This window comes from Exiguobacterium sp. s193 (assembly GCF_018618755.1).
In the GTDB taxonomy this organism is placed as follows: Bacteria; Bacillota; Bacilli; order Exiguobacteriales; family Exiguobacteriaceae; genus Exiguobacterium_A.
Genome location: NZ_JACSMR010000003.1, coordinates 145,854 through 158,660 on the forward strand (window position 1 = coordinate 145,854; position 12,807 = coordinate 158,660).

The window sequence follows — 12,807 nt, forward strand, 5'->3', positions numbered from 1 at the left end:
CTGAACCTGTCTAAAAAAGATTCTTCCTTTTTTCGTGCTTTCCTCGGACGAGGCGCAAGCCGAGGCTCCTTATTCTGACGAAAAGGAAATCTTTTTTTGCATCATCTTTTCAATGAAAAAAATAAAATATCCTCAATCGTTTTGAATAAAGGGCGAATAATTTTCATTTGGAATTAGATTCTTGCTGCACGATTTCCAATTACTTCGTATACTGAATTTAGTTTGGAATTTATTGGAGGTAATCAGATGTCTTCATTTCAGGAACAATTACAGAATCAACACTCTACAACAGACCCCTCTACAAAAAGCGCACCTATTCAAACAGCAGATTACACAACAGAGCTCTTAACTCATTTAAATGAACTTTTTTATAAATCGATTGTCGATCTTCAACAAAATCAGCTGACTAAAGAAATGATTGAAACGACGAACCGTTGGCTAACTGCATTAAATGAACCGAGTTTGACGGTCCCATTACAGCGACAGTTAACAGCATCTTCAACAACGCTCCCGCTCCAATATGAAAAATCATTAAGAGCCTGGGATTTAATCGCACCAGGCCAGGAAAATCAAGAAAAGTTACTACATCATTTGATTGATGAGTTGACTACTGCTCAATCGGCGGACTGGATGGTGAGTTTCACTCGTCATTCTGGTATTCAAGCGTTAGTCCCCGCCCTTCAAGAAGCGGAACGATTAAATAAGCCAATTCGTGTTCTCACTTCGTTTTATATGAACATCACTGAAGCAAAAGCACTTCGTACACTGATGCAGTTCAGTAATGTTGAAATTAAAATTTATGAACCAATCAAAAAGAATCAAGCATTCCATCCAAAAGCCTATTTATTTACGCGAGAAACTGATTTACATAGTGCCATTATCGGTTCGTCTAATTTATCAAAATCAGCACTTACAAATGGCCTTGAGTGGAATGTCCGAATTCCGCATTCTCCGCTTACTTCTCTCGTCTCTCAAGCACAAACGTTGTTTACTAATTTATGGACGAGCAACGAAGCAATCACATGTACAACAGAAATTTTGGAACAGTATGAGCAACATCATTTAGATACGCCAAAGATTAAACAGTTTGTTGTAAACGACCGTGTTGCTGAAGAACCCGTAGATTATGGCACGATCCACCCTAATGAGATGCAGATACCGGCCTTGGAACAACTCCACCGGCTGCGCTTAAAAAAGCAAACTAAAGCCATGGTAATCGCTGCAACAGGAACAGGAAAAACCTATTTAGCTGCTTTTGATGTAAAACAATTTGAAGCTAAACGTGTACTCTTTATTGCGCACCGCGGAAAATTACTCGCTCAGGCAGAACAGACTTTTAAAAAAATATTTACCGATTCAACAGCTACTTTCGGACGCTATCAGGCAAATCAAAAAGAAACAGACAAACAATTTACCTTTGCTACCATTCAAACATTTTCAAAAGAAGTTCATTTGGAACAATTCGATCGTTCTACATTCGACTATATTATTATTGATGAATTTCATCACGCAGCATCAGAATCGTATCAAAAGGTTCTGAATCACTTTACACCGCAGTTTTTACTCGGCATCACAGCAACTCCAGAACGAATGGACGGACTAAATATCTTTAAATTAGTCGATCATAACATTGCTTATGAAATTCGCCTCTATGATGCACTGGCTCAAGATTTATTAACGCCATTCCATTACTTCGGGATTCAAGATGATGAAGAAATCGACTATGAAATGATTCCTCAAAAAAACGGACTTTATATCGAAAAAGATTTAGTTGAAGCACTTGAACGGTCTTCCCGAACGGAATATATCCTCGAGATGATCAATAAGTTCGGCAACAGCGGTTCTACCCAAGTTGGTCTTGGATTTTGTGTCAATATTAATCACGCTGAATTTATGGCTGCTGAATTCAATAAGCACCACATCGAAGCATTGGCAATCACAAGTAATCAAAGTGAAGTAGAGCGAGAACAAGCTATTCAGCGATTAGAAGATGAACATGATCCACTGTCCTTCATTTTCACAGTCGATTTATTTAATGAGGGGGTCGATATTCCTAAAATTAACTTGATGCTTTTCTTACGTCCGACGGAATCACCAACAATTTTCATTCAACAGCTTGGGCGTGGATTACGGAAGCATGATTCGAAAGAATATGTAACGATTTTAGACTTTATCGGTAACAGTCAACGTGCTTTTGTGGCCCCACTCGTTTTATCCGGACAACAATCGTTCCATTCCATCGATCGTTATCACGTGGCAAACGCTGTCCAAAATCACTTCCCGATCCTACCAGAAGGATCACTCGCAATTCTCGATCGTGTAACCGAAAACTTTATTATCGAGCAAATGAAGAAAATTGAGTTTTCTACAAGTAAACAGCTACGTGAAAGTTACCAACGCCTGACGACAATGATTGGTGATACACCGTCACTCAATGACTTAGTGACGCATCGTGATGCTCCGGCCATTGAAGCAATCATTCAACAATGGAAAAGTGTACTACGATTAAAACAACTTGAGAAAGTCGCAACGGATGAAGAACTCTCCCTTTTACTCAATCCGGATGCACGAAAAGTCATTGAACATATCGAGAGTTGGTTCCCAATCCGTGAGCCCTTTAGTTTATTGATGGTGCAGTTACTTTTAAATCAAGAAACGATTTCGGTCGATGATGTCATTCAGGCAGCTGCAAACCGCTTTGCGATTCCAACTTCTGCGATATCCCATCGCTCGTCTCTTATTCAGCATTTGTTCAAACGATGGTCGACACCACTAAAAAATGACCGGCTACCGCTACTTGTTGTATTAAACGATGGACGCTTCCAGTTTTCAACGCAAATGACAGAAGCTTTATCATCCAATGAACACTTAGCTTCATACTTAAGTGAATTGATTCAGGCTGGACTGCATGCTTTTGAACAACTATCGGGAGGTGAAGTCTGGTTAGCAAGTAATCAATCATTGATTTCGCGGATGACGTATAATCGCTCTGTCATCCAACGTTTACTCGAGTCACCGCACCAAGAAGGTTCCTGGCGAGAAGGTGTCGCACAAGCAGGGGAAGATTATGTACTGTTTGTTAATCTGCACAAAAACGAATCGATTGAGGACCAACTCAACTATCAAGATTACTTCATTGATAAAAAGCATTTCCATTGGCAATCCCAAAGCATTGCGACCGCACATGGAAAAGCAGGAGAACTCTATCGTCACCATCAGGAACGCGGTATTAAGATTCACTTATTTATTCGTAAAGCAGAAAAAGAGCAGGGCCGTTCCTTACCTTTTACGTACTTTGGTGAGCTGATTCATAAAAGTAGTCAAGGTTCTAAACCGATCAATGTCGAGTGGATCTTAAAAGAACCTTTGACGGCAGAAGAATTTATTTCGTGGAAAAAGCTCTCATAATTTTTTCAACAGCCGGGATATCTGCCGGAGCCCACTCTAACTGTTGTAAATTTTGAACGCTTACCCATCTAAGTTCTGCGTGTTCCAACGCTTTAGGTATACCTGCAACAATTTCCGCATAATATGTCGACAGCTCAACAATGATTTTTTCGTATTCATAAAGTGTTGTTTCAATGTGTTCTTTCACTTGAATCGTACAATTTAATTCTTCGTTGATTTCACGGGATAGTGACTGTTCCGGTCGTTCTCCTTGTTCGATTTTCCCACCAGGAAACTCCCACAAGTTCGGTAACGACATTGCTTCACTTCGTAAGGCACAGAGTACTTGATTACTTGAGTTAATTATTACAGCACCGACAACTTGGATTGTTTTTTTCAAAATAACGTCCACCCCTTCTTTAAATCTTGTCTACAGCATTAAATATAAGTATAGAAGACAATTTATTTTATACATGAGTTAAAAGAAGATCACCCTCGTAATTACGAAGGTGGTCTTTTTTTTAAAGCAGAAGCTTCGTTTCCACTCGACTCCTATGGGAAAAGAAAACATGAACGGTCATGTTTTCGTCAGAGCTGAACAAGACCCGAATCGGGACAAGTATTGGACCGAGGCGCGGCTTGTTGCTCGCCCATGGAAAGCGAGTGGAAAGAGAAGGTTCGATTGAAGAGTGTTCCTTTGAAGATGCCCGGCAACATCATCTTAACTTATCCACAGAAAGCAACGAAGGACATGCTAAATATCTATCAATTTGAATTATCCACATGTGGACAACTTTTCCTATGCTATAATTTGACTACTTATCCACAACCAGAAATGAGGAACTCATGTGCCACGCGAAATCTATCCTGTCGTCGTCAAAGCGACGGCTGTCGAACAAATCAAAAATGGTCAGCCTTTACTTTATAAAGAACTGTTCCAAAAAAGTAACCATCTAAAAGAAGCCGGTGCGTTACTTCGGCTGACTACAGAAGATAAAGAATACCTTGCGACCGGCTATTTTGGCAAGCAAGAAAAAGGACTCGGTTGGTTGCTCTCGACGGACGAAATTCAAGAAATCGACGACGTCTTTTTTAAAGAAAAAATTGAGACTGCCCTCGACCGACGCGATGCCTTTTTCGAGAATGAATTAATCGATACGTTCCGCGTCTTCAATGGTTCAGGTGACGGCATCGGTGGCTTGACGATCGATTGTTTTGATCACCACTACTTGATCACGTTCGAAAACGAAGGCATCTATTCGTTTAAGCAGGAGATTGTCTCTGCCCTCGAGTCGCTAATCCACTTTAAGAGTATTTACGAAAAACGTGCCTTCCAAATCGATGGGCAGCCCGTCAAAGGTGATGATTTCTTAGCCGGTGAACGGGGCGACTTCCCGGAAGTTCTTCAAGAGAATGGTCTCCCTTTGCTCTATCACCTGGACGCCGGGATGCGGACGGGTCTCGACATCAACCAACGCGAACTGCGCGCGATCGTCAAACAACATGCGACCGGGCGAACGGTCTTGAACCTGTTTTCCGATACGGGGACATTAACCGCCGCTGCGCTACTTGGTGGGGCACTTGAAACGACGAGCGTCGATTTCTCGACCCGGAGCCGAAACAAAACGATCGAACAACTTGAACTGCATCAGCTTGACCCAGCGACGCAAACGATTCTCGTTCAAGATGCGTTTGACTACATCGATCAAGCCGATAAGAAAACGCGCTTTGATTTCGTCATTGTCCACCCACCGATTCTCGTCAAAACGCAGGCCCGTCACTTCCGTGCTGAAGTTGATTTACCGGCCTTGATCCAACAAACGATTCATATGACACATCGTGGTGGAATGTTGTTGGTCGTGACGGATTGTCCGTTATTCGATCAAGCACGTTTCATGAAAATGGTCGATCAAGCCTTCAAAAAGTTGCGTCAAACGTATGAAATCGTTTGGGAAAGTGCAGGGTTAGAAGACTTCCCCGAGCATCCTTCGATGAAAGAAGCGGAACAGAAAGCCGTTCTTGTCCGCCGTAAATAAGCTCAAAACAAATAATTCTGCTAATCTTCTTTCGATTAGCAGAATTATTTTTTGTATTAAAAGGAAAAATAAACCAAACGACGAATCTTTTAGGTTAGTCGCCACTCTCATCAAAATCCGCATTCGCGTCATACACACTGACTTTTCCGAAATGCGAGTGCTGATCGAACGTTTTATATGCGGCATTTAGCGCTTCTGTTTGGCGCGGGACGCGCGAATCAATGCGAAGTTCAATCGTCCCGTCTGCGATTAAACCGGCGACTTCTGCTAGATGTTCTTGTTGACGACGCATCTCCTCAGTTTTTCCTTTTAACAACGGCAAGGCGACGAATAAGGCTTCAAGCGTCAATGCTTTACTATGCATCGGCGTCAAGTCTTGTGTCGTCCGTGTTGCAATCGAGATGATTTTCCCGCGTTCCTTCGCCAAGACGAACGACTCTTGCAGATGGTCGCCCCCGACCGTGTCGATGACGACATCAAACCCGTCAGGTGCGACACGTTCAAGGAGTGCTTCCACCGTCTCTTCCCGGTACCGGTGAACATGGATGCCACGGGCTTCTAACCAGTTTGCTTTTTCAGCGTTCGCGGCACTTGCTGTCACGTTGCACCCGTAATGTGTGGCGAGCTGCGCGACGAGGTGACCGACTCCACCCGTCCCACCGACGACATACAGGCACATCCCGGGTTGAACCATGGCCCGTTCTTTTAAGGCCTCCATCGCCGTCAAACCGATCACGGGCAGGCATCCGGCAATTTCTGAACTTAGTGCCGCTGGTTTGAGGACGGCCATACTTTCCGGGACAAGCATCTCTTCCGCAAGTGCACCGGACCTCCCCCCTAATCCGCCCCCAAAGGCGATGACGTGGTCGCCGACAGAAAAAGTCGTCACACTCGATCCGATTTCAACGATTTTCCCCGTTACATCGCCCTGGAGAATTCCAGTTGTCGGAGCTGCCGCCACATGACCGAAAAACATTTTCGTATCAAGTGGATTCAAGCTCGTCCCCGTAACACGTACACGTAATTCGTTTTTCCCCGTTTCAGCGAGTGTGACGTCTTTTTCTGTTAACGTAGCGTCTGGTCCATATTGATCCACAACAAATGCTTTCATCTTCAATCCCCCCTTAGTTGTCCTACTCATTTTAGCATGGTTCAGAATACTCGAATATTATCGCTTCATGATATGATGGAAGTACCTCAACTCAGAAAGGACGTTTTTTCATTGAAACAAGATTTGATTCGTCGATTGACTACATATGCAAAAGTCGACACACAATCCAGCTATGAAAGCACGACCGTCCCGACAACGGAAGGACAGTGGACACTCGCTCGTCTTCTTGTCGAAGAATTAACAGAAATCGGTATGACGGATGTCTCGGTCGACGACAACGGTTATGTCATGGCAACACTTCCCGCGAACACAGACGCCGACGTTCCGACGATCGGTTTCCTCGCCCATCTGGATACGGCAACGGATTTCACAGGAACGAACGTCAATCCACAGCTCGTCGATTCGTATGACGGCGAAGCAGTCGTCTTAAATGAAACGATTCCCGTCGTATTGTCACCGAACGATTTCCCGTCTTTGAAAAATTACGTTGGTCACACACTGATGACGACGGACGGGACGACACTGCTCGGTGCCGACAATAAAGCAGGGATTGCTGAAATCATGACGGCGATGGCCTATTTGATTGCCCATCCGGAAGTAAAACACGGTCGGATTCGTGTCGCTTTCACACCGGATGAAGAAATCGGTCGTGGACCACACCATTTTGATGTCGAAGCATTCGATGCCGAGTTTGCGTATACCGTCGATGGTGGTCCGCTCGGTGAACTCGAATATGAGAGTTTTAACGCGGCAGGTGCCAAAATCACGTTCCATGGTACAAACGTCCATCCGGGTACAGCAAAAGACAAAATGGTCAATTCGCAAAAACATGCGATGGCCTTCCAAAACCGTTTGCCGGGTGACGAAGCGCCGGAATTCACGGAAGGATTTGAAGGATTCTATCATCTCATTTCCTTTGATGGATCCGTCGAAAAGACGACCGTCCACTATATCGTCCGTGACTTCGACCGTCAAAAATTCGAGGCACGTAAACAGTTTTTGACGGCGCTCGTCGAAGAATGGAACAAAAAGTATGGTGCCGGTAGCGTCGAAATGGAATTAAATGATCAATACTACAACATGCGTGAAAAAATCGAACCGCATATGCAGATCGTCGACATCGCGCACGCCGCGATGGAGTCACGTGGCATCACACCAGTCATCAAGCCGATTCGTGGTGGCACGGATGGTTCGCAGCTTTCTTATATGGGACTGCCGACACCAAACATCTTCACAGGTGGCGAAAATTATCACGGGAAGTTCGAGTTCATTTCTGTCGATAACATGGTGAAGGCGACAGAAGTCATCGTTGCCATCGCCAATGGGTTCGCAGAACAAAAATGAACGTATGACAAATAGGACCTTGCTGATTCAGCAAGGTCCTATTTTGCTTATTTCTTTTCTGTCTCTGAATCCGGAATCGGCAATTGCACCATGCTTCCTGATCCACTCACGAGTGGTGATTTTCCGTCCCATTTCTTGACGGCTTCATATTGAATCATTTCCGTCGTCAACGTTTTTTGAAGTTCTTTTTGTGCTTTCGCTAAACCTTGTGCTTCAATCAACCGCGCATCTGCCGCACCCTTCGCTTCGACCCGAAGTCGCTCTGCTTCAGCCTTCGCAATCGCGAGGTCCGTCTTTTTCTTATCAAGTTCTTGTGAGGCTTTGACACGTGCATCGATGGCTTCTTGTGTTTTTTCATCCGGTTTTGGTGCACCAAGTGCAACGTCCTCGATGATGAATCCGATTTTTTTAACGTCTTCTGCGAACTGGTTTTGGATGCTCGTCGAAACATTCCCTGACTCTTCCCCGAACAATTCAAGAACCGTCACTTTCGAGATTTGTTCACGTGACGCATCGTACAAGCGTTGTTTTAAATAACCGTCCGCAATTTCATCAATTTCAATCGGACCAAACTTATTGAATACTTTCGTGACTTGATCAGGCGAGACGGAAAAGCTGTACGTAAAGTCGACGACGATGTTTTTCCCGTCTTTCGTCGCGAGTGTCATGTTATCGAGCGACTTCGTTTGTGTCCGAATCGGATACTCGGTTACACGTGTGATCGGCGAAACGACGTGCCAGCCTTGCGAAAGCGTTTCGTCCTGGACACCACTTGACGGTTTATAGACGACCCCGACTTGTCCCGGCTCAATCTGTTCGACGATGAACGGTGTCATGGCAATGAGTGCGACGACGATAACACCCGCGATGATCATCGCCGGATTAATTCTTTTCTTCGGTTTGATTTCTCTCATTATGAGTCCCCTTTATCGATTTTGTTTTGGATGTATTTATACAGTTCGATTCCCAGCAAGGCGATGAGTGCGAAAAACAATAATGTAAAGAGTGCTGCCATAGTTCCTCATCCTTCCTTTGTTTCGCTCTCTACCTTATACGGTTGATTTCAAAAAATGTTTCATGACTATGGTTGCTAATTTTTGCAATCCGGTCTAAGATGTAAAGAACTTTGTCCTTGAAACGAGCGGTATCATTTTGTGGTACACTCGTAACAGCACATCACACACTAGAAACGAGGGTTCATCTCTATATGATTACAGTACAAAACGTCGGCCTCCGCTTTGCGGACCGCAAATTATTCGAAGACGTCAACATCAAGTTCACACCTGGTAACTGTTACGGTCTGATTGGTGCGAACGGCGCCGGTAAATCGACTTTCCTCAAAATTCTTGCAGGAGACATCGAAGCACAACAAGGGGACGTCATCATCACACCGGGTGAGCGTCTTGGCGTACTTCGTCAGAACCATTATGAATATGAAGAGTTCCAAGTCATCGAAACGGTCATGATGGGACACAAACGCCTGTATGAAGTCATGAAAGAAAAAGATGCGATTTATATGAAAGAAAACTTCTCGGATGAAGACGGCATGCGTGCCGCTGAACTCGAAGGGGAATTCGCGGAAATGAATGGTTGGGAAGCTGAATCGGAAGCCGCGATGCTCCTTCAAGGTCTTGGAATCAAAGAAAGCCTGCATACGAAAACAATGGCTGAATTAACAGGTGGAGAAAAAGTTAAAGTCTTGCTCGCGCAAGCATTATTCGGTAAGCCGGATATCCTGTTACTCGATGAGCCGACCAACGGTCTCGACCTAAAAGCCGTCAAATGGCTCGAAGAATTCTTGATCGGTTTTGAGAACACGGTCATCGTCATTTCCCACGACCGTCACTTCCTCAACAACGTCTGTACGCACATGGCCGATCTCGACTACGGTAAAATTCAACTCTATATCGGGAACTATGATTTCTGGTATGAGTCAAGCCAACTCGCTTCGCGGATGGCTGGCGATCAAAACAAGAAAAAAGAAGAAAAAATCAAAGAACTTCAAGCCTTCATCGCGCGTTTTAGCTCAAACGCTTCAAAAGCGAAACAAGCGACGTCACGGAAGAAGTTGCTCGATAAAATCACACTTGACGACATCCGTCCGTCATCACGCCGCTATCCGTTCGTCGGTTTCTCACCAGAACGTGAAATCGGAAATGATTTATTGACGGTCGAAGGTCTTTCGAAGACGATTGATGGCGTCAAAGTCCTCGACAATGTCCGTTTTTCATTAAATAAAACAGACAAAGTGGCGTTCATCAGCCAAAGCGATATCGCCATCACGACACTGTTCAAAATTTTGATGGGTGAGATGGAAGCAGACAGCGGAACATTCAAATGGGGCGTTACGACGTCACAATCATACTTGCCAAAAGACAACTCGGAGTTCTTCGAAGGGTCTGACAAAACGATTCTTGATTGGCTGCGCCAATACTCGCCAGCTGATGAAAGTGACACGTTCCTTCGCGGTTTCCTCGGTCGGATGCTCTTCTCCGGTGAAGAAGTCATGAAAAAAGCGTCCGTCCTCTCTGGGGGAGAAAAAGTCCGTTGTATGTTATCGAAAGCGATGCTCAGCGGTTCAAACGTCCTCGTCCTCGACGATCCGACGAATCACTTAGACCTCGAATCGATCACGGCACTCAACGATGGCTTGATTGCTTACAAAGGTGCGATGCTCTTCAGCTCGCATGACCATCAGTTCGTCGAAACGATTGCGAACCGCATCATCGAACTCACACCAAACGGAATCGTCGATAAAGAAACGACGTACGATGAGTACCTCAACAACGAATCCATCCAACAACAGTTAACTGCGTTATACGCACATTGATCCGTCGGCTGTCCTTTACATAAAGGGCAGCCTTTTTTTGTAAATCCATTCTTAACCTTCCGACACCAGACTGTCTCGCTTTCTTTACACCGCCTACACAATCGCTTGTTTTAATTAAGAACGTAGCCACAACACGAGTTTAAAACAACATGGGGGGAAACAAATATGAAACGTACACTTATGGTCGGCCTATCGGCAGTACTTTTATCATCTAGTCTGATTCCAACACTCGCAGATGCTAAATCAAACGAACATCATTCGAATAAAGCCATCAAACACATTGAATTTTTATCGATGGATGCACCAAAAACGATCGATCAAATGGTTAAAACATATACAGATGCTAAAGTTAAAATCACATATAAGAACGGTAAAACAGAAGTAAAAGCACTCGATTACAACCAATTATTCTTGTCGCAAGATAAAATCGTCGACAACAAAGGACAAAAAATCGCAGCCGGTACACCAATCGATGTTAATGGTGACCCAATCATCGACCGCAGTGTTCCCGATAAGCCGGAAGCATTCGTATCGGATGCACCGGACTCGAACAGCTTGCTTGAAGTCCACGGCAAAAAGTACTTGGTCTCCCACTTCGAATACGACTCGATCGACAATGCAGGCAACTCCGTCCGCGGACTCCCGGCATCGATGACATTGACAGAAGTCACACAGGATAAAAAGACCGGTAAACTGGCGGTCAAAAAATCAAGTAAAATCGACTTCAAAAACGTCAATGGACTGTGGACACCATGTAACGGATCAACGACGCCATGGGGAACACACCTCGGTTCGGAAGAATACGAGCCGGATGCGCGTGCGTTCGAAGCCGATTCAAATTCATCCGCTTATAAAGAGGTCGCTGCATTCGCAGAACGTTACTTCGGTGACGCAAGTAAAGCCAATCCGTACTTCTACGGTTATACACCTGAAATCTCAGTCGACCGTAAAGGACAATCGTCTGTCGTCAAGCACTACAGTACAGGTCGTTTCTCACACGAGATGATGCAAGTCTTGCCTGACCAAAAAACGGCAATCTTCGGAGATGACGGCAATAACACGATGATGTTCATGTACGTCGCCGATAAGAAAAAAGACTTCTCAAAAGGAACACTTTACGCAGCGAAGTTCAACCAAACGAAAGCGACTGAAGGCGGTGCCGGTAAACTCGAATGGATTAAACTTGGTCACTCGTCAGATGCTGCTGTCAAAAAGATCATCGATAACGGAACGACGTTCAGCGACATCTTCGAAACGGCGACTGAACCAACACCCGGTTTCACAGCAGTCAAAACGGCAGCAAGCAAAAACGTCGAGTACTTGAAAGTAAAACCAGGCATGGAGAAAGCAGCTGCTTTCCTCGAATCACGTCGTTATGGCGCGACACTCGGTGCGACATCTGAGTTCAACAAGATGGAAGGCATCACGGTCAACGAAAAAGACAAAAAAGCATACATCGCGCTGTCCTACGTGTCAGGTAGCACAGAAAAACAAGCCGGTGCCGTCCAAGACGACATCCAGTTCGAAAAACGTGAATCTGGCGTGACGTATGAACTCGATCTCGGTCGTGCTAAAAAAATCGACAGTTCTTATGTCCCAACACGGATGAAGGCCCTTGTGATTGGTGAAGATTTAGCGAAACCGGATGCTTACGGAAATACGGCGAATCCAAACCTCGTCGCAAACCCGGATAACCTTGCTTACTCTGCTGCCTCGAATACGTTGTTCATCGGTGAGGACAGCTCACTGCACACGAACAACTTCGTCTGGGCATACGACTTGAAGACGAAGAAACTTTCACGTATTTTATCGGTTCCCGTCGGTGCAGAAGCAACAGGACTCCGTTCGCTCGACCGTGTCGGTGGCTATAGCTACTTGCTCAGCAACTACCAACATCCAGGTGAAGGTCTTGACGGCAAACAGATCACAGCAGTTGACCCGAAAGAGCTTGAACAAGCGATGCAAGATGGCATCGGCATCCAAAAAACAGGTGGTGTCGGCTACCTCTCCGGTCTTCCGACAGGCAACACTAAATCGTACTCGCACCACCATTAAGTAGAACAACGAACGACTGCGTCGTTCTTCACTAAAACAGGTGT

The 12,807-nt window shown here is 45.0% G+C and carries 8 protein-coding genes; 5 read left to right on the top strand and 3 right to left on the bottom strand.

The features are described 5' to 3' along the window. Positions 1-246 precede the first annotated feature (246 nt). On the top strand, positions 247-3,408 hold the full coding sequence (locus tag KNQ04_RS06770; protein ID WP_214848393.1) for a DUF3427 domain-containing protein: 3,162 nt from the start codon (positions 247-249) through the stop codon (positions 3,406-3,408). Here the strand turns inward: KNQ04_RS06770 and KNQ04_RS06775 are convergent. After that, positions 3,383-3,787, bottom strand: a complete 405-nt coding sequence (locus KNQ04_RS06775) for a (deoxy)nucleoside triphosphate pyrophosphohydrolase (RefSeq protein WP_214848396.1) — start codon at positions 3,785-3,787, stop codon at positions 3,383-3,385. The genes KNQ04_RS06770 and KNQ04_RS06775 overlap by 26 nt on opposite strands. A gap of 448 nt (positions 3,788-4,235) precedes the next feature. Between KNQ04_RS06775 and KNQ04_RS06780 the strand changes: the two genes are divergently transcribed. Then, positions 4,236-5,423 carry a class I SAM-dependent rRNA methyltransferase gene (locus KNQ04_RS06780; protein ID WP_214848399.1) on the top strand — a complete coding sequence of 396 codons (1,188 nt, stop codon included), beginning with the start codon at positions 4,236-4,238 and terminating at the stop codon, positions 5,421-5,423. 94 nt (positions 5,424-5,517) lie between these two features. On the opposite strand, the gene KNQ04_RS06785 is transcribed toward KNQ04_RS06780, so the two are convergent. Next, a complete protein-coding gene (locus KNQ04_RS06785; RefSeq protein WP_214848401.1) occupies positions 5,518-6,534 on the bottom strand; it encodes a zinc-binding dehydrogenase in 1,017 nt (338 codons plus the stop codon). Positions 6,535-6,645: 111 nt separating this feature from the next. Between KNQ04_RS06785 and pepT the strand changes: the two genes are divergently transcribed. Further along, complete coding sequence (gene pepT, locus KNQ04_RS06790) at positions 6,646-7,878, top strand: peptidase T (protein WP_214848403.1); 1,233 nt, start codon at positions 6,646-6,648, stop codon at positions 7,876-7,878. 47 nt (positions 7,879-7,925) lie between these two features. On the opposite strand, the gene KNQ04_RS06795 is transcribed toward pepT, so the two are convergent. Next, positions 7,926-8,792, bottom strand: coding sequence for a prohibitin family protein (locus KNQ04_RS06795; protein ID WP_214848406.1), 867 nt, complete (start codon positions 8,790-8,792; stop codon positions 7,926-7,928). Between the two features lie 293 nt (positions 8,793-9,085). Between KNQ04_RS06795 and KNQ04_RS06800 the strand changes: the two genes are divergently transcribed. Continuing rightward, positions 9,086-10,708 (top strand): ABC-F family ATP-binding cassette domain-containing protein, encoded by a 1,623-nt coding sequence (locus tag KNQ04_RS06800; protein WP_029332087.1) that lies wholly within the window; start codon positions 9,086-9,088, stop codon positions 10,706-10,708. A 165-nt stretch (positions 10,709-10,873) separates the two neighbouring features. Then, on the top strand, positions 10,874-12,763 hold the full coding sequence (locus KNQ04_RS06805) for a PhoX family protein (RefSeq protein WP_214848409.1): 1,890 nt from the start codon (positions 10,874-10,876) through the stop codon (positions 12,761-12,763). Positions 12,764-12,807 lie beyond the last annotated feature (44 nt).